General features: G+C 67.9%; 18 protein-coding genes and 1 other RNA gene. 12 read left to right on the top strand and 7 right to left on the bottom strand.

All coding sequences use genetic code 11. The features are described 5' to 3' along the window. Positions 1 to 5 precede the first annotated feature (5 nt). The 5 genes from B4K74_RS03325 to B4K74_RS03310 form a co-directional block, all read right to left on the bottom strand. On the bottom strand, positions 6 to 827 hold the full coding sequence (locus B4K74_RS03325; protein ID WP_123286033.1) for a TIGR00282 family metallophosphoesterase: 822 nt from the start codon (positions 825 to 827) through the stop codon (positions 6 to 8). Positions 828 to 855: 28 nt separating this feature from the next. Next, positions 856 to 1401 carry a 5-formyltetrahydrofolate cyclo-ligase gene (locus B4K74_RS03320; RefSeq protein ID WP_286691742.1) on the bottom strand — a complete coding sequence of 182 codons (546 nt, stop codon included), beginning with the start codon at positions 1399 to 1401 and terminating at the stop codon, positions 856 to 858. Between the two features lie 104 nt (positions 1402 to 1505). Next, positions 1506 to 1666, bottom strand: a non-coding RNA gene (gene ssrS / locus B4K74_RS13515) — 6S RNA. 82 nt (positions 1667 to 1748) lie between these two features. After that, complete coding sequence (locus tag B4K74_RS03315) at positions 1749 to 2063, bottom strand: cell division protein ZapA (RefSeq protein WP_123286035.1); 315 nt, start codon at positions 2061 to 2063, stop codon at positions 1749 to 1751. Next, complete coding sequence (locus tag B4K74_RS03310; protein WP_123286036.1) at positions 2063 to 2323, bottom strand: hypothetical protein; 261 nt, start codon at positions 2321 to 2323, stop codon at positions 2063 to 2065. Before B4K74_RS03310 ends, B4K74_RS03315 begins: the two co-directional genes overlap by 1 nt. Positions 2324 to 2467: 144 nt before the next feature. Here B4K74_RS03310 and tkt point away from each other — a divergent pair, with 144 nt between their 5' ends. Both tkt and purT read left to right on the top strand, forming a co-directional pair. Beyond that, complete coding sequence (gene tkt, locus B4K74_RS03305; RefSeq protein WP_286691771.1) at positions 2468 to 4417, top strand: transketolase; 1950 nt, start codon at positions 2468 to 2470, stop codon at positions 4415 to 4417. Next, the gene (gene purT / locus B4K74_RS03300; protein ID WP_286691741.1) at positions 4414 to 5613 is read left to right on the top strand and encodes a formate-dependent phosphoribosylglycinamide formyltransferase; all 1200 of its coding nucleotides are present in this window, start codon (positions 4414 to 4416) and stop codon (positions 5611 to 5613) included. The genes tkt and purT overlap by 4 nt, the downstream gene beginning before the upstream one ends. Before the next feature lie 16 nt (positions 5614 to 5629). Here the strand turns inward: purT and B4K74_RS03295 are convergent, their stop codons facing one another. Beyond that, positions 5630 to 6352 (bottom strand): EF-hand domain-containing protein, encoded by a 723-nt coding sequence (locus tag B4K74_RS03295; protein ID WP_286691740.1) that lies wholly within the window; start codon positions 6350 to 6352, stop codon positions 5630 to 5632. A gap of 125 nt (positions 6353 to 6477) precedes the next feature. Here B4K74_RS03295 and B4K74_RS03290 point away from each other — a divergent pair, with 125 nt between their 5' ends. The 9 genes from B4K74_RS03290 to fba all read left to right on the top strand — a co-directional run bounded on the left by B4K74_RS03290 (position 6478) and on the right by fba (position 15914). Beyond that, a complete protein-coding gene (locus tag B4K74_RS03290; RefSeq protein ID WP_286691739.1) occupies positions 6478 to 7221 on the top strand; it encodes a response regulator in 744 nt (247 codons plus the stop codon). Next, a complete protein-coding gene (locus tag B4K74_RS03285; protein WP_286691738.1) occupies positions 7218 to 8711 on the top strand; it encodes an ATP-binding protein in 1494 nt (497 codons plus the stop codon). Before B4K74_RS03290 ends, B4K74_RS03285 begins: the two co-directional genes overlap by 4 nt. Before the next feature lie 102 nt (positions 8712 to 8813). Beyond that, positions 8814 to 9821, top strand: coding sequence for a type I glyceraldehyde-3-phosphate dehydrogenase (gene gap, locus B4K74_RS03280; RefSeq protein ID WP_286691737.1), 1008 nt, complete (start codon positions 8814 to 8816; stop codon positions 9819 to 9821). A 20-nt stretch (positions 9822 to 9841) separates the two neighbouring features. Next, entirely contained in the window at positions 9842 to 10255 is a 414-nt protein-coding gene (locus B4K74_RS03275) for a hypothetical protein (protein WP_286691736.1), read from the top strand. A gap of 291 nt (positions 10256 to 10546) precedes the next feature. After that, a complete protein-coding gene (locus B4K74_RS03270; protein WP_286691735.1) occupies positions 10547 to 10900 on the top strand; it encodes an endonuclease domain-containing protein in 354 nt (117 codons plus the stop codon). Positions 10901 to 10947: 47 nt separating this feature from the next. After that, the gene (locus tag B4K74_RS03265; RefSeq protein ID WP_286691734.1) at positions 10948 to 12144 is read left to right on the top strand and encodes a phosphoglycerate kinase; all 1197 of its coding nucleotides are present in this window, start codon (positions 10948 to 10950) and stop codon (positions 12142 to 12144) included. An 82-nt stretch (positions 12145 to 12226) separates the two neighbouring features. Further along, complete coding sequence (locus tag B4K74_RS03260) at positions 12227 to 14206, top strand: hypothetical protein (RefSeq protein ID WP_286691733.1); 1980 nt, start codon at positions 12227 to 12229, stop codon at positions 14204 to 14206. A gap of 62 nt (positions 14207 to 14268) precedes the next feature. Beyond that, positions 14269 to 14751 carry a hypothetical protein gene (locus B4K74_RS03255; RefSeq protein ID WP_286691732.1) on the top strand — a complete coding sequence of 161 codons (483 nt, stop codon included), beginning with the start codon at positions 14269 to 14271 and terminating at the stop codon, positions 14749 to 14751. 80 nt (positions 14752 to 14831) lie between these two features. Further along, positions 14832 to 15914: a class II fructose-bisphosphate aldolase gene (fba, locus tag B4K74_RS03250; RefSeq protein WP_286691731.1), complete on the top strand. Its 1083-nt coding sequence runs from the start codon at positions 14832 to 14834 to the stop codon at positions 15912 to 15914. Here fba and B4K74_RS03245 read toward each other — a convergent pair whose 3' ends face one another. Next, positions 15915 to 16550, bottom strand: coding sequence for a DUF2799 domain-containing protein (locus B4K74_RS03245; protein WP_286691730.1), 636 nt, complete (start codon positions 16548 to 16550; stop codon positions 15915 to 15917). A 106-nt stretch (positions 16551 to 16656) separates the two neighbouring features. Between B4K74_RS03245 and B4K74_RS03240 the strand changes: the two genes are divergently transcribed. Continuing rightward, positions 16657 to 16853: S4 domain-containing protein (locus B4K74_RS03240; protein WP_286691729.1), on the top strand; the 197-nt coding region annotated here is incomplete at its 3' end.

Below are 16853 nucleotides of genomic sequence, written 5' to 3'. Positions count from 1 at the left end.
GGCCCCTAGAGCACCGGCACAGCCTGGCTGAGGCGGCCACCGATGCGGATCGGCTCGACGCGGGTCGCCAGACCCGTGCGGTCGTCGGTCTCGACATAGACACCGCAGACCGTCGCGGGGCCCGAGGCCGGCTGGTAGCGGCCGCCGCTGAGCCGGGTGGTAAAGCGGCGCAAGGGCTCTTCCTTGTCGTTACCGATCACGGAATCATAGTTGCAGCAGCCGCCTGCGTCGGTCTGATACGCCGTTCCGCCCGGCAGGATCTGGGCGTCAGCGGTCGGCACATGGGTGTGGGTGCCGATCACCAGGCTGGCGCGCCCGTCGCAGAAGTGGCCCATGGCCATTTTCTCGCTGGTGGCCTCGCAATGCATGTCCACGATCACGGCGTCGGCGACCACGCCCAGCGGTGCAGCCTCCAGCTCGCGCTCTACGGCCGAGAACGGATCGTCCATCGGGTCCATATGCACCCGGCCCAGCACATTGATCACCAGCACGCGGCGGCCATCTGACGTGGTAAAGACATCGGCCCCGCGGCCCGGTGCATCCATCAACGGGGGATAGTTGGCCGGACGGATCAGGCGCGGTTCCCGCACGATATAGGTCAGGGCCTCGCGCTGGTCCCATGAGTGGTTGCCGAGGGTCAGGACGTCTGCGCCGGCGGCGAAAATCTCACGCGCGGTGTTCTCGGTGATGCCGAAACCGCCCGCAGCGTTCTCGGCATTGACGACCACAAAGTCGAGCTTCAGGTCGCGCTTCAGGCCCGGCAGATGATCGGACAGGCCGTCGCGACCGGACTTGCCGATCACGTCGCCGAAGAATGCCAGCCTCATGCGACCGGCCGGGGGGAATGAATACGCCTCATGCGAAGGCGGTATAGCCGGTCTCGGTCAGAACGCCATGCAGCGGAATGTCGTGCGGCTCGAACGGCAGGGCCTCAACCTGCTGTCCGGCGTAGGCGAAGCCGATCCGGATTGCGTCTGGCAGCGCTGCAAAGGTGCGGTCGTAATGGCCGCCGCCCTGCCCCAGCCTCCGCCCCTGACCATCAAAGGCCAGCAGGGGGGCGAGGATCAGGTCGGGCACCACCGTCCCGGCCACCGGAAAGGGGGCAGGGACGCCGGCCAGATCGGCTTCCAGCGGGTCGCCCGGGACCCAGTGCCGAAAGATCATCGGCGCATCCGGCGCCAGGGTGACGGGCAGACAAAGGTCCACGCCGCGCGCGACCAGCGCCTCGACCAGCGGGGCCGTGCCCAATTCAGAACCGATCGGGTGATAGACAGCGACACAGATAGCCTGTGGCAGGCGGTGCGCATGGTCAGCGGCGCGTGCAGCGGCCTGCAGACCGTCCTTCGCCAGGGCCATGCGTCGGGCCCGCATCTCGGATCGTAACGCGCGCTTGTCGGTCATAGGCCCTCAGACAGCGAGCCGCCAAGCGGCGAACGATAGGGCGAGCAGCCCGCCCTCAAGCAGCGAGGCCCCGCGGGCCGAGCGGTAGGGCAAGAATAAAGGTTGGCGGCGCCACAAGAACCGTGAAGAGCGTTTTAATCCTCTCAGACCTGGGTAGCCAGGTGGGCTCCATATGCCCAGGCCCTCGAGCCCGGACAGGGACAGATCCCTTTGAGTGAATTAAGGTCGCGAGGAATGTTGCCTTCGACGAGGGCCGCAGCAAGACCCGCCAGTGACCAAGATAGTCCTCGACCTGTGACCGGACAATGGCCATTGCGCCGGGCCGGTACGAATTCCGATGGCGGGTCTCAGGTGATGGTCTGGGCGATCTTTTCGATGCGGGCCGCGACGGCATTCAGGGCCTCGGCCACCCCGGCGTCGGTGGACGGTGCCTCGGCGGGACGGGCCGGTGCCTCGCCCGAACGGGCCTCCTGCAGTTCGTCGGCCAGGATAAGCCCGGCCATCAGGAACAGGCGAAGCTCGCCGACATGTCCCACCTCGGCGGCGACGCTGCTGACATGGCCGGCGAACTGGGCCGCCAGTTGCTTGACGCGCTCTTCCTGTCCGTCAGCACATCCGACGGCGTAGGGGCGACCATTGATCTCGACGGTGACGGTGGCCATCAGGCGCTCCCCGCGCTGTCCTGGTCGTCCGCAAGGATCGAGCGAATAGCCTTGGCCGAAGCCGCCAGCGCGGCGCGGGCTTCACGCCCGGCGTCTTCCAGCTCGGCCAGACGCCCGGCGTCGGCGCGCGGCGCGAACAGGTCATCGTCGCCGATCGGGGGCGCCGAAGCGGGGCGCGCCTTCAGGTCCTTCATGCGTCTTTCCAGCAGGGCGAGGGCCTTGTCGATGCGGGCTTTCGCAGCTGTGGTGGCGTCGGCCATCGGTGTCACTTCCTCCGGAATCCCTATAGAACCCGTCCGCGCGTCGGGGTAAAGCGGCCCCGCCCCCCTTTTTATTCCCCGCGTCCCGAGAGGTTGCCCGTGGCAAAAGCCGATTCCACCCCGCCGAAGGCTACCCCCAAGCAGATGGCCGATGCCATCCGGGTGCTGAGCATGGACGCCGTGCAAAAGGCCAACAGCGGCCATCCCGGCATGCCGATGGGCATGGCCGATGTCGCCACGGTGCTGTTTTCGAAGCACCTGAAGTTCGACGCCAGCCGCCCAGACTGGGCCGACCGCGACCGGTTCATCCTCTCGGCCGGGCATGGCTCGATGCTGATCTATGCCCTGCTGCACCTGACCGGTTATGAGGCCGCGACCCGCGAGGAGCTGTCGAACTTCCGCCAGTGGGGTTCGAAGACCGCCGGTCACCCCGAATATGGCCACATGCCGGGCGTCGAGACGACCACCGGCCCGCTGGGTCAGGGCCTGGCCAATGCGGTCGGCTTTGCCATGGCCGAGCGCCATCTGGCCGCCCATTTCGGCGAGGATCTGGTCGATCACCGCACCTGGGTGATCGCCGGCGACGGCTGTCTGATGGAGGGTGTGTCGCAGGAGGCCATCACCCTGGCCGGGCGCTATCGGCTGAACAAGCTGACCGTGCTGTGGGACGACAACGCCATCACCATCGACGGCGCCGTCAGCCTGTCGGATGCCACCGATCAGAAGGCGCGCTTCAAGGCCGCCGGCTGGGCGGTCAAGGCCATCGACGGCCACGACATGGGCGCGATCAAGTCCGCGCTGAAATGGGCCGAGCGTCAGAACAAGCCGACCCTGATCGCCTGCAAGACCAAGATCGGGCGCGGCGCCGCGACGATGGAAGGCAGCCACAAGACCCACGGCGCAGCGCTGGGCGAAGCCGAGATCGCGGCCACACGGCTGGGCCTGGGCTGGGATCACGCCCCGTTCGATATTCCGGAACACGTCGAAAAGGCCTGGCGCAAGGTCGGGCGTCGGGGCGCCAGGGCCCGCGAGGAGTGGGAAGCGCGGCTGGCCGAGGCCGAGCTTCAGGACGATTTCGTCCGCGCCATGGCCGGAGGTCTGCCGGACGACGCCTTTGAGGCCCTGGATGCCGCCATCGCCGAGGCGGTCCAGACCAAACCCGCCCAGGCCACGCGTCAGTCCTCTGGTGCGGCGCTCAGCGCCCTGTTCGAGGCCGTGCCCGAGCTGATGGGCGGCTCGGCCGACCTGACCGGGTCGAACAACACCCTGGTGGCGGGTACAGAGACCTTCGACGCCCCCGACTATGCCGGGCGCTATATCAACTGGGGCATCCGCGAGCACGGCATGGCCGCGGCCATGAACGGTATGGCGCTGCACGGCGGGCTGATCCCCTACGGCGGCACCTTCATGGTCTTCTCGGACTACAGCCGCCCGTCGATCCGGCTGGCGGCCCTGATGGGCATCCGCGTGGTCCATGTGCTGACGCATGACTCGATCGGTCTGGGCGAGGATGGCCCGACCCACCAGCCGGTCGAGCATCTGGCTGCGCTTCGCGCCATTCCGAATCTGCAGGTCTTCCGCCCCGCCGACACGGTTGAGGCCATGGAGTGCTGGCGCCTGGCGCTGGAGAAGGCCGACGGCCCCTCGGCGCTGGCCCTGTCACGGCAAAAGACCCCGGCGGTGCGCACCGAGGCCGTCAGCGAGAACCTGTCGGCCAAGGGCGCCTATGAGCTGCGCGCCGCCTCGGCCAAGGCCAAGGCCACCCTGTTCGCCACCGGCACCGAAGTGGCTATTGCGCTGAAGGCCGCCGAGCAGCTCGAGGCCGAAGGCGTGCCGACCCGCGTGGTCTCGGTGCCGTCCTTTGAGCTCTTCAACAAGCAGACCAAGGCCTACCAGACCAAGGTCATCGCCAAGGGCACAGCCCGCGTCGCCATCGAGGCCGGTATCCGCCAGGGCTGGGACCGCTTCATCGGCGAGGACGGCGGTTTCGTTGGCATGTCGAGCTTCGGCGCCTCCGCCCCGGCCGAAGTACTCTACGAAAAGTTCGGCATCACCGCGGAGGCGGTGGTCGCCGAGGTCAAGGCGCGGCTGTGACGGTTCGCCTGGGCACCCCCCTCTCCGACAGCGCCGTCCGCGTCATGCTGCTGGGCGCGGGCGAGCTGGGCAAGGAGGTCGCCATCGAGCTGCAGCGCCTCGGCGTCGAGGTGATCGCGGTCGATCGCTATGCCAACGCCCCGGCCATGCAGGTCGCCCACCGCAGCCACGTCATTCCGATGACCGATCCGCAGGTGCTGAACGGCGTCATCCTGGCCGAGGCGCCGCACATCATCGTGCCCGAGATCGAGGCCATCGCCACCGAGGTGCTGGCCGACATTGAGGCGGCCGGCCTTGCCACCGTCATCCCGACTGCGCGGGCGACGCAGCTGACCATGAACCGCGAGGGCATCCGCCGGCTGGCCGCGGAAGAGCTGGGCCTGCCGACCAGCCCCTATGCCTTTGCCGGCTCGGCCGCCGAACTGGCCGAGGCCGCGCACACCATCGGCCTGCCGGTGTTCATCAAGCCAGTCATGTCGTCATCGGGCAAGGGCCAGTCGATGATCGAGGCCATCGAGGATGCGGCCAGCGCCTGGGCCTATGCCCAGTCGGGCGGACGGGTCGATACCGCCCGGGTGATCGTCGAGGGCCGCATCGACTTTGACTATGAGATCACCCTGCTGACCGTGCGATCGATCCGCGACGGTCGTGTCGTCACCGACTTCTGCGCGCCCATCGGCCATCGTCAGGTCAAGGGCGACTATGTCGAGAGCTGGCAGCCGCAGGCGATGAGCGCGGCCGCGCTGGCGTCGGCGCAGGACATCGCCGGCAAGGTCACCGAAGCGCTGGGCGGTCTGGGCGTGTTCGGGGTCGAGCTGTTCGTCAAGGGCGATCAGGTCTGGTTCTCCGAGGTTTCCCCCCGCCCGCACGACACCGGTCTGGTGACGCTCGCCAGCCAGGTCATGAGCGAGTTTGCCCTGCACGCCCGCGCCATCCTGGGCCTGCCGGTCGATGTGACCCTGCGCGAACCGGCCGCCAGCGCCGTCATCTATGGCGGCATGGACGCCCAGGGGATTGCCTTCGAGGGTGTGGCCGAGGCCCTGTCAGTGCCGACCGCCGACCTGCGCCTGTTCGGCAAGCCAGAGGCCTTCGAGCGCAGACGGATGGGCGTGGCCACCGCGCGCGGCGTCGACACCGATCAGGCCCGTGAGCGCGCCCGCGAGGTCGCCGGGCGGGTCAGACCGGTCCGGGTCTGACCCGACATCTGCGCCCCTAGTTTTCTTCGCGGACTTCTACCGTCCGGGTCACAACGCGAGCACCGTTACCGCCGCGCTCGCCCTCTTCCAGAACACCGGAGCCGTCCGCGTCCATCTGGCGGAAGATCTCGCGCATGGGCGCGAGAAACTCGGCCTCGGTAACGCGACCGTCGCCGTCGGCGTCCATCTCGGCGCCCTCGCCTTCGCGGATCCATTCCACACGGTGCTCGCCCGTCATGGCGGACCCATCGCCGCGCCGGACCATGACCCGGACCGGGCCTTCACCCTCTGTGGTCACTCCGCCGTCCTCGCTAACAAAGACGAAGCTGTGGGCCTCGACCTCGAGGTCTTCACCGCCGACGCGCCGGACCTCAATACGGTGCGGGCCCGAGCCTTCGGGGGCCGAGCTCCAGCTCATCTCTGGCCCGCCCATGGTGATCACGCGCACATCATGGTCCATGCCCGGCGCCCCGGTGCGATGATGCAGTTCTTCCGGTGACAGGCGGCCGTCCCCGTTCGCATCCATGCCGGCAAAGGCCTCGTCCATCGGGCGGGCAAACTCGGCTCGCGAGACAAACCCGTCGCCATCCTGATCCAGGCCGTTCTCGCCGTCCGGGTCGGCGGCCACAAACACCACGCGGCTTTCCGTGCGGACGACGGGCGGTGCAGGCGGACGGGCCGGGTCCTGCAAACCGGGGGTGGTGGTCATGGCGAGGGCGAGCGACAGGGAAACCAGCATGGGACGTTCCTCCGGTGAATGATGCCCCCTTGGACCACACCCGGCTTGCGTGCGTATTTCAGGCGCGGACAGAATTGTTTCATCGGTGAAATGACGGCGGCACCGCCCCGCGTCACAATGGGCCGATGATCCCCGCGCCAATCCCCACCCCCCGCATTCTGGTCGTCGATGACGACCCGGGCCTGCGCGAGGTGCTGGTCGACTATCTGGGACAGCATGGGTTTGAGGCGAAGGGCGCGGCCTCGGCGGCCGAGATGGACCGGCAGCTGGAGCACCGACCGCCCGATCTGATAGTGCTGGACCTGATGATGCCGGGCGAGGACGGTTTGTCGGCCTGTCGGCGTCTGATCGCCCGCGGGGGCCCGCCGGTGGTGATGCTGAGCGCGATGGGCGAGGAGACCGACCGGATCGTCGGACTGGAGCTGGGCGCCGATGACTATCTGCCCAAGCCGTGTAATCCGCGCGAACTGCTGGCGCGCATCCGGGCGGTGCTGCGCCGGCGGGCGGGGCCGGGCGGTGTCAGCGCGCCCCAGTCCGAGCCTGTGCTGGTCTTTGACGGACGCACGCTCAACCTGTTGCGGCGAGAGCTGACGAGGCCGGACGGCACCGTCACCGTCCTGTCGGCCGGAGAGTTCGCCCTGCTCAAGGCCTTTGCCGAGTCCCCGCGCCGGGTGCTGAGCCGCGATCAACTGCTGGAACGCGCGCGTGGCTCGGACACTGAGGTCTTCGACCGGGCCATGGACGTGCAGATCAGCCGCCTGCGCAAGAAGCTGGCCGATGCTGACGGCCGCGACCCGATCCAGACCCTGCGCGGCGAGGGCTATATGTTCGACGCCACGGTCGAACGGCGGATGGAGCGGCCGGCATGAAGCGGCTGACCTCGCCCTCCATTCTGGTGCAGGTGGCGCTGCTGGTGGCGCTGGCGATGGGCCTGTCGCAGGCGCTCACGGCCGCCGCCATCCTGCTGATGCCCGAACCCCGGCCCTCCGGCTTTGACCTGGCCGCCGCCTCGGCCGCCCTGAAAGGGGAGCCGGCCCGAACGGCCGATGACCGACCCCTGACCCGCCGGATTACCGATCAGCCGGTTGCCACCGGGAACACCATCGGGGATCCCATGGCGCTGGCCCTGTCCCTCGCCCTCGCCCGCGTGCTGGAGGTCGAACCCGGCGACGTGCGGGTCCGGGTCTTTCAACCCACCGACCGTCCGATCCCGGGCATGAGCGAAGGGTCGCCCGCCAGCTATGTCTTCACCCGGTCGCCGTCCGGCTCCGATGTCGCGATCACCCCCCCCAGCATCACATGGACGGAAAAGCACACGATCGAGCGGGCTGATTCCGGGCCAACCACCGCGCCCGCCAGCGGCTCGGCGACGATCACCGTCGACCGGGAGACGCGCCGGGTATTCGTCGTCGCCGACCAGCTCACCTTTGCCCCCTTCGCCGCCTCCCTCCGGCTTGAGGACGGGCGTTGGGCCACGGTTGAACCGCCGCGCGACTGGCTGTCGCCGTGGCAGGCGCGCCTGCTGCTGGCCCTGTTCATCAGCCTGCTTCTGGTCGCGCCTGTCGTGTGGCTGATGGCGCGGCGGCTGACCCGTCCGATCCGCCTGTTCGCCGACGCCGCCCAGCGGCTGGGGGCCAATCCCGAGGCCGAGCCCCTGCCCGTCTCCGGCCCCAGCGAACTGCGCCGGGCGATCGGCGCCTTCAACGACATGCAGGCCTCGCTGCGGGCCCACATCGCCAACCGCACCCAGACGGTGGCGGCCATCGCTCATGACCTTCGCACCCCCCTGACCCGCCTGCGGTTCCGGGCCGAACAGGCCCCCGAAGCCCTGCGCGACCGGCTGGCGGCCGATGTGGAGGAGATGGACGCCCTGATCGCCCAGGCCATGGCCTATGTGCGCGGCGAGACCCGCCAGACCGCGCCCGAGCCCGTCGATCTGACGGCGCTGGTGGCCGACTGTGTGCGAGGCTTTGCCGAGACCGGGCATGCGGCGACGCTGGAGTCCGCGCCTCCGGTCACGATCCCGGGACACCCGACCAGCCTCCGCCGGGCCCTGACCAATCTGATCGCCAATGCCGTGCACTATGGCGGCCAGGCCGCGGTCAGCCTCAGTCAGACGCCCGACCGGGTTTCGGTCCATATCCGCGACACCGGCCCCGGCATTGCCTCCGATCGGATGGAGGAGGTGTTTCAGCCTTTCGTCCGGCTGGAGGGATCGCGCAACCGCTCGACCGGCGGGGTCGGCCTGGGTCTGGCCGTGGCGCGGCAGATCGCCCGGGCCCATGGCGGCGACGTGGCCCTGTCCAACCGGGCCGGGGGCGGGCTGGAGGCAACCCTGACCCTGCCCCGCAGCGGCTGAGCGACACAATCCATCACGCCTTGTTACACGGCGGGGGTTGATCCGGAACGCGCCCGGTTCCATTGAAGCGCCAATCATAACATCGCTTCAGGAGCCCCGCCCATGACCGTCCGCGTCGCCATCAATGGATTTGGCCGTATCGGCCGCCTCGTCCTGCGCTCGATCGTCGAGCATGGACGCCGCGATATCGAGGTGGTGGCGATCAACGATCTGGGGCCGGTGGCCACCAACGCCCACCTGCTGAAGTATGACTCGGTCCACGGCCGCTTCCCCGGCACGGTCGAGCACGGCGACGACTGGATCGACGTGGGCCTGGGCCGGATCAAGGTCACGGCCGAGCGCGACCCCGCCAACCTGCCGCACAAGGATCTGGGCGTCGACATCGCCTTTGAGTGCACCGGCATCTTTGCCTCCAAGGACAAGGCCTCGGCCCACCTGACCGCGGGCGCCAGGCGCGTGCTGGTCTCGGCCCCCGCCGACAATGCCGACAAGACCATCGTCTATGGCGTCAACCACGACACCCTGACGGCCGACGACGTGGTGGTCTCGAACGCCAGCTGCACGACCAACTGTCTCGCCCCCATCGCCAAGGTGCTGCACGACCTGGCCGGCATCGAGCGCGGCTATATGACGACCATCCACGCCTATACCGGCGACCAGCCGACGCTGGATACGATGCACAAGGACCTGTACCGCGCCCGCGCCGCAGGCCTCAGCATGATCCCGACCTCGACCGGCGCGGCCAAGGCCGTCGGTCTGGTCCTGCCGGAGCTGAAGGGCAAGCTGGACGGCTCGTCGATCCGCGTGCCGACGCCGAACGTCTCGGTCGTCGACCTCAAGATCGTCCCCGGCCGCGACACCTCGGTCGACGAGGTCAACGCCGCGCTGAAGGCCGCCGCCGACGGCCCGATGAAGGGCGTTCTGGCGATCACCACCGACCCGGTCGTGTCCATGGACCTGAACCACATCGCCGCCAGCTCGACCGCCGCCCTCCCCCAGACCCAGGTCATCGAGGGCAAGCTGGTGCGCGTGCTCAGCTGGTACGACAACGAATGGGGCTTCGCCACGCGCATGGCCGACACGGCGCTGGTGATGAGCAAGCTGATTTAGGGCCGATTGGGGAGTTGGCGATGGCAAAGCGCACAATGCTGACACCGCGACCGGGGGAGAACAGTGGGATCGCTCGTGTCTTGCTACTTGAGAAGCGGGACGAAGGTTTCCTTGTTTTAGACGTAGATCAACTCCACCATCATCCGGATATCCTGCGGCGTTTTGGAAGGGGCTACAGTGCGGCCAACAAGTTTTGGACCGCAGTCGGAACGCTAATCGCTCTTGCAGGCGTAGTCCTGTCGTTCACTTGGCATTGGTGGGCGTTTCTCGTCGGATTTTTGCTGAACTTCATTCTGTATCGGGCCAACAAGACCAGCACAGCCGACTTTGCGTTGGACATTTTGCGTCGTGAGCCGAGCGCGGCGAGCTATTTCACAGAAGTGGGGCTTACTTGGGTCGCTAGCACGGCGGAACTGGTTCCTGACAACACATAACTGATGATCGCTTGTATTCGCTCATCCTCGAACACTAGGTTGAGCAGGAGGAGAGAAGTATCACTTTCCGCACCCTGGCCGACGCTCCGGAATCCCTCTCCGTCGGGAGAGGGCTTGAGCGCACGGGAGCGTAGCGAGCGTCCTTGCGCGAAAGGGTGAGGGGCACACCTTCCCTTCGGCGTGAGCCGTCGCATCACCCCTGCCACGGCTTTCGCCGACTGATACCGCCGACCCTCATCCGGCGCTCACGCGCCACCTTCTCCCATCGGGAGAAGGGAATTAAGGTGGGTCATGACTATCCGGCGGATTACTCAGGCCCGGTCCCTACGCCAACGCTCAAGCCTGGCCGAGCAAAAGGTCTGGGCCTTGCTGAGGGGCGGCAGGATCGACGGGTACAAGTTCCGGCGCCAGCATCCGATCGGTCGCTATGTCGCGGACTTCGCCTGCGAACCATTGCGACTTGTGATCGAGATCGACGGCGGGGTCCATCAGCTCGACGACGTGGCAGTGCGCGATCACATCCGACAGGTCGATCTGGAAGCGGCAGGCTGGACCGTCATCCGCTTCACCAATGATGCGGCACTGGCCGACCCCCACCAGATCGTGACCGCGATTCAGGCGCACGCGCGCTTGATCCGGTCATGAGCACGGCTTAGGCCCACGTGAACGCTACTACCACCGCCGGAGACCCCATGACCTTCCGCACCCTCGACGACGCATCTGACCTCGCCGGCAAGACGGCCCTCGTTCGCGTGGACTTCAACGTCCCGATGGAGGACGGCAAGGTCAGCGATGACACGCGGCTGCGCTCGGCCCTGCCGACCATCCAGCGTCTGCGCGATGCGGGGGCCAAGGTCGCGCTGCTGGCCCATTTTGACCGGCCGAAGGGCCAGCGGGTGCCCGAAATGAGCCTTCAGCCCGTCGTCGATGATCTGGAGCGGCTGCTGGGCGCGCCCGTGCGCTTCGCCGACGACTGCGTGGGCGATGCCGCAAGGACCGCCATCGCCGATCTGGACGCCGGCGGGGTGATCCTGCTGGAGAATGTCCGCTTCCACGCGGGCGAGGAGAAGAACGATCCCGCCTTTGCCGCACAGCTTGCCGCGCTGGGGGACCTTTACGTCAACGACGCCTTTTCCGCCGCACACCGGGCCCATGCCTCGACCGAGGGGCTGGCGCGCCTGCTGCCCGCCTATGCTGGCGAGGCGATGAAGCGCGAGCTTGAGGCGCTGGATGCGGCACTGGGCAATCCCGTCAAGCCGGTGCTGGGCATCGTCGGCGGGGCCAAGGTCTCGACCAAGCTGGACCTGCTCAAGAATCTGGTCGGACGACTGGACCGGCTGGCCATCGGCGGCGGCATGGCCAACACCTTCCTGTTCGCGCAGGGAATCGACATCGGGGGCTCGCTGGCCGAGCGCGACATGGCCGAGACGGCGCGCGAGATCATCGCCGAGGCCGAGGCGAGGGGCTGCGAACTGCTGCTCCCGATCGATGTGGTCGTGGCCACCGAGGTCAAGCCGGAGGCCGAGACCCGCGCCGTCCTGACCCGCGAAGAGATCGGCGAGGACGAAAAGATTCTGGATGCCGGCCCGCTGACCGTCGAGAAACTGGTCAAGGCCATGGCCCTGTCGCGCACCCTGATCTGGAACGGCCCGCTGGGCGTGTTCGAGGTGCCGCCCTTCGATGCCGCGACCGTCAAGGCGGCCCAGGCCGCGGGCCAGTTGGCGACCAGCGGCGCCATCACCGCCGTGGCCGGCGGCGGAGACACCGTCTCGGCCCTGAACCACGCCGGTGTGGTCGATCAGATGACCTTTGTCTCGACCGCCGGCGGTGCCTTCCTCGAATGGATGGAGGGTAAGCCCCTGCCCGGCGTCGAGGCCCTGCGCGCCTGACGAAACCCGATAAACGGCGCAATTCCTTGTTCCGGGACCGCCCTTGACGCTACCTTGGCCATAAGGACGAGGGAGTGCGGGCATGAGCGACGAGACCACCGGTAGGGATGACGTCTTCATCACCGGAGCGGCCACGCGGGTCAGGCCGGTGTCAAAAGGTCAGGGCTGCCTGATCTCGGCAGGCCTGCTGGCCGGGGCCTTTGTCGCCTTTTTCCTGCTGATGTTCATCGCGATGGGCGCCATAGACCTGATCGTCGGCGACGACGACCGCCAGTCCATTCGCGGCATCCTGCTGCTGACGGCCGGGGTGGCCGTCGTTGTCTGGGGAGCGGGCTGGGTGTTTCGCTGGAACACCCGCCGGGGCCTGCGCGAAGAGGTCGAGGCGCGTCTACCCGGCTTCAACGGCCGCACCATTCCCGTCGGCCAGCTGCTCAATGGTCCGGCCGCTGCGGGCAAGCTGGAGGGCAAGTATCTGCTAGCTGTGGGGCAGGATCGCTTCCTGCTGATGCGCCACTTCCACAACACCGAGCATCTCGATGCCTTCCGGGCGCTGGTGATCGGCCAATTCATCAATGCCTATCGACCCGATGGTCTGGCGCGGGTGATGGACTTCGCCATCCCCTACGGCCACATCCGGTCCATCTCGGTCGACGCCCTGACGCCGGAGCAGCTACGCAAGGGGGCGTTCGGACGGGCGGTGGTTCATGGCCTCGCTTCGTGGGTCCTTGATGCCGCCTTCGGCACGCGCTCGACCCAGGACGTCAAGGCCGCCTTTATCCGCATCGAAATGATCGACGGCCAGTCTCTGGTCTTCTCGGTTCCCAGCCGGGTCAGCGCCGGTCTGGTGTCGGCGCTCGCCGCCTCCGCCGAACAGGCCAGTCGCGGCACCGGGCAGGAGATCAGCCTGGGCGAAGCCACCTGGGATGGCATCGAAACCCTGCTGTCCCGGAGCGGCCTGGTCGATGCGCCGAGCGACGGCTGGGACGACTTCTTCGCCAACCTGCGGCCGGACGGTCAGCGGGCGCGCAGTTTCGCGGGCCTCGCCGCCTGGCGCCTTCAGCAAGAGATGGACCGGGCCGCCGGCCGCACGCGACCCGTCCCGCCCGAGGCCATGCCCGCGCCTGCGGCCCCGTCCTCGCACGCCGCCTCTCAGCGATCCCGGATCACCCTGGCGCTGTGGGGGCTTGGGCTTCTGGGGCTCGCCACCCTGTTTATCGCGCTGAGCGACATCCTGCGTCGGGGCGGAAACGGGGATCTTGAGCTGGGCCTGATCGTCATCTTCGGCGGCATCGCCCTCGTCGTGGGGATCAATCTGTTTGCCGCCCGCAGCGGCTGGCTGATGGCCGGGATCAAGAGTGTGCTCAGCCTGGGGCTGGCGGGCATGCTCTCCTATGCTCTCGGCACCGACACGCTGCTGAGCCGGGGTCCGCTGAGCCCGGCAACAGAGGGGTTGGCCTCAGCAACGGCCGGGGTGTTCGGCCGGCAACACCGGCCCGGAATCCTCCCGGAGGAGACCGCCCCCTCTGAAGTCCCGACCGAGGGGGAGGCCGAGACTGCGCGTGCGGCTGAGGAGGCCCGCCTACAGCAGCAAGCCGCCGCTGCAGAGCAGGCACGGCAGGAGGCGGAGGCCCGCGCGCGTGCGGAACGCATCACCGCCGCCGAGGCCATCATCCGGCGCGTCTACGACGATGAGCTCAGCCTGTTCGGATCCCGCACCGAGCGGTCGGCCTGGCTGACCCCGGCCCTGTCGCGCCGCATCGATCAGGTGAACGAGGCGGCCAGCGAGTTCGGCGGTGCCGGGGCCGTGGTGGGCTTCGACCCTCTCATCGGGGGACAGGACGCCAATCTTGCCAATTTCGACTATGCCTCGCGCGAGACAGACTATGGCGTCGAGGTCCGGGTGCGCTTCACCAACTTCGAGACGCCCGTCGATCTGACCTACGAACTGGTCGAGACCGATGCCGGCTGGCGCGTACGCCAGATCCGGTCGCGGGGCGAAAGCCAATGGACGGCCACCGGACTTCTGGACCAGGCCGAGACAGATGCGAGGGATTTCGAATGAACCGCTCAACAAGACCCCTTATCGCTGGTGCCCTGTGCCTAGCGCTTGCGGGGTGCGCAGGCATGCCGGATATCTGGCCGTCCAAAGCGCCGCCCGCAGCCGCGCCCAGTTCGGTCGCTGGTGCCGAGGCCCTGATCCAATCCCTGTTCGAGGCCCCCGACTGGGAAGGCACGGGCGGCTCGCGGGCGGCGCGCCTGGGCTGGATGACCCCTGCGCTGGCCGAGGCCTCGCTACGGCTGGACGCCGCGACCGATGACATCGGCGTCGGCATGGAGCCCTCTGTGGGCAGCAACTACATCCATGTGACCGATGCCCGATATCAGACCCGCGCGACCCCCTGGGGGGCCGAGGTTCACGTCCGCTTCCTGAACACCGGCCAGCCCCGCGAAACCCGCTTCGAACTGGTCATGACTGATGCAGGCTGGCGTGTCGCCGACATCGTCGGCACCGACCTCGAGACCGGCCGGACCTGGCGCTACACCAACCTGATGGCTGAAACCTTCGCCGCCGTGGCCCGGGGCGAGGGCCCGCGCGATCCGTCCTGATTCCCTTGTAACACGGCGTGACTTCGCGCCCGTCCCGCGTTACATCCTCGGCAAAAGATCAAGGCTCAGGAGGCTACCCCATGGCGCGCATCACGCTGCGACAACTGCTCGATCACGCAGCCGAGGAAGGCTACGGCCTGCCCGCCTACAACATCAACAATATGGAACAGGGTCTGGCGATCATGGAGGCGGCCGAGGCGGTCAACGCCCCCGTCATCATCCAGGCCAGCCGCGGCGCGCGCAGCTATGCCAATGACATCATCCTGGCCAAGCTGATCGACGGCCTGGCCGAGCTGTATCCGCACATCCCGGTCTGCATGCACCAGGACCACGGCAATGGTCCGGCCACCTGCGCCACCGCCATCCAGTACGGCTTTACATCGGTGATGATGGACGGCTCGCTGGAAGAGGACGCCAAGACCCCGGCCAGCTACGAATACAATGTCGACGTCACCCGCCGCGTCACCGAAATGGCCCACAGCTGCGGCGTCTCGGTCGAGGGTGAGCTGGGTGTGCTGGGCAGCCTTGAGACCGGCATGGGCGAGGCCGAGGATGGCCACGGCTTCGAAGGCAAGCTGGACCACTCGGCCCTGCTGACCGACCCCGATCAGGCCGTCGACTTCGTCCGCGAGACCAAGGTCGACGCCCTCGCCATCGCCATGGGCACCAGCCACGGCGCCTATAAATTCAGCCGCCAGCCCGACGGCGCGGTGCTGGCCATGAACGTCATCGAGGAAATCCACCGCCGGCTGCCTGACACCCATCTGGTGATGCACGGCTCATCCTCGGTGCCACAGGACCTGCAGGACATCATCAACCAGTACGGCGGCCAGATGCCCCAGACCTGGGGCGTTCCGGTCGAGGAGATCCAGCGCGGCATCAAGCACGGCGTGCGCAAGATCAACATCGACACCGACAACCGGATGGCCATCACCGGCGCCATCCGCAAGGTTCTGGCCGAAAAGCCCGGCGAGTTCGATCCGCGCGCCTATCTGAAGCCCGCCAAGGAAGCCATGCGCAAGCTGTGCATCGAGCGCTACCAGCAGTTCGGCTGCGAGGGTCAGGCCTCGAAGATCAAGCCGCTGTCGACCGCCCAGATGGCCAAACGCTATGCCTCGGGCGAGCTCAATCCCCAGATCGGGGCCTCGGCCCGCGCGGCCTGATCACCAGCTGTAGCGGCTCTGGAAGTAGTAGCGCACGTCACGGGCACGCCGTTCGGCATCGTCCAGTTCGTCCTGGGCCCGCCGCCATTCGCGGATCGTGTCCTCGCGCTCGCGGCGTAGCTCCCGGGCACGGGACCGCGCGGCATCGCGGGCTTCCTCGGTCAGATCCCGGTCGCGGGCCTGCCCCTCGAAATAGGCGATCTTTTCGTCCAGCTCTGTGGCCCGGGCGCCCAGGCTGTCGATCCGGCTGCGCGCCTCACTGACCGCCTGCTCGGCCTGATAGATCTCTTGCCCATCGCTGAAGGCAGCCAGGAAGGCGCCCTCCATCGGGCCCCGGCACACGCCGGCATAGCCTTTGCCCCGGACCGCCTCGGCAAAGCCGCGCTCGGGCACGCAATAGCCCCGCAGCCCGTCCTCGCGCGCCGAGAAATAGGCACGGGAGTCCGGCACGACTCCGTATTTGGCACAGGCCTCCGCATGGGCCTCCAGCCGACTCTCCGACAGGCCGGCGTAGCCATCGCTATAGCCCTGCTCGCCCCATGCGCCGGCCAGACACTGGTCTTCGCTCATCGTGGCGCAGCTGCCCAGCGCCAGAAGCGCGGCCCCGCCAGCGCACGCCAGAAAAATGCGGTTCATGTGACCTCCCGGATCGGACAGCCGCCACCATGCCGAAGGTCAAGCTTCCCGGCAAATTCGGCACCCGCTATCGCCCGCCGCGGTGCATGCTAAGGTTACCCGACCCATGCCCGTGCCCACTCCTGACCTTGATGAAGACCTCGACGGGGCCACCGTGCTCGACGTCCAGGTCGACGCCCGCCATCCCCGGCTGGACAAGGCCCTCAGCGAGGCCCTGCCCGACGTCTCGCGCGCCCGGCTTCAGGCTCTGATCGCGGCGGGCGCCGTCACCCTCGACGGCCAAATCCTCTCGTCCGGTTCCAG

The organism is Brevundimonas sp. UBA2503 (genome assembly GCF_002341485.1).
Taxonomy (GTDB): Bacteria; Pseudomonadota; Alphaproteobacteria; order Caulobacterales; family Caulobacteraceae; genus Brevundimonas; species Brevundimonas halotolerans.
This window is presented reverse-complemented; position numbering and strand designations above follow the sequence as displayed.

Excerpts from the sequence above, each read along its gene's own strand:
- gap (WP_286691737.1), top strand. The coding sequence starts at position 8,814 with ATGACCGTCCGCGTCGCCATCAATGGATTTGGCCGTATCGGCCGCCTC.
- B4K74_RS03270 (WP_286691735.1), top strand. The coding sequence starts at position 10,547 with ATGACTATCCGGCGGATTACTCAGGCCCGGTCCCTACGCCAACGCTCA.
- B4K74_RS03285 (WP_286691738.1), top strand. The coding sequence starts at position 7,218 with ATGAAGCGGCTGACCTCGCCCTCCATTCTGGTGCAGGTGGCGCTGCTG.
- B4K74_RS03265 (WP_286691734.1), top strand. The coding sequence starts at position 10,948 with ATGACCTTCCGCACCCTCGACGACGCATCTGACCTCGCCGGCAAGACG.
- fba (WP_286691731.1), top strand. The coding sequence starts at position 14,832 with ATGGCGCGCATCACGCTGCGACAACTGCTCGATCACGCAGCCGAGGAA.
- B4K74_RS03320 (WP_286691742.1), bottom strand. The coding sequence starts at position 1,401 with ATGACCGACAAGCGCGCGTTACGATCCGAGATGCGGGCCCGACGCATG.
- B4K74_RS03315 (WP_123286035.1), bottom strand. The coding sequence starts at position 2,063 with ATGGCCACCGTCACCGTCGAGATCAATGGTCGCCCCTACGCCGTCGGA.
- B4K74_RS03275 (WP_286691736.1), top strand. The coding sequence starts at position 9,842 with ATGGCAAAGCGCACAATGCTGACACCGCGACCGGGGGAGAACAGTGGG.
- B4K74_RS03260 (WP_286691733.1), top strand. The coding sequence starts at position 12,227 with ATGAGCGACGAGACCACCGGTAGGGATGACGTCTTCATCACCGGAGCG.
- B4K74_RS03295 (WP_286691740.1), bottom strand. The coding sequence starts at position 6,352 with ATGCTGGTTTCCCTGTCGCTCGCCCTCGCCATGACCACCACCCCCGGT.
- B4K74_RS03290 (WP_286691739.1), top strand. The coding sequence starts at position 6,478 with ATGATCCCCGCGCCAATCCCCACCCCCCGCATTCTGGTCGTCGATGAC.
- B4K74_RS03255 (WP_286691732.1), top strand. The coding sequence starts at position 14,269 with ATGCCGGATATCTGGCCGTCCAAAGCGCCGCCCGCAGCCGCGCCCAGT.
- B4K74_RS03325 (WP_123286033.1), bottom strand. The coding sequence starts at position 827 with ATGAGGCTGGCATTCTTCGGCGACGTGATCGGCAAGTCCGGTCGCGAC.
- B4K74_RS03310 (WP_123286036.1), bottom strand. The coding sequence starts at position 2,323 with ATGGCCGACGCCACCACAGCTGCGAAAGCCCGCATCGACAAGGCCCTC.
- tkt (WP_286691771.1), top strand. The coding sequence starts at position 2,468 with ATGGCCGATGCCATCCGGGTGCTGAGCATGGACGCCGTGCAAAAGGCC.
- B4K74_RS03245 (WP_286691730.1), bottom strand. The coding sequence starts at position 16,550 with ATGAACCGCATTTTTCTGGCGTGCGCTGGCGGGGCCGCGCTTCTGGCG.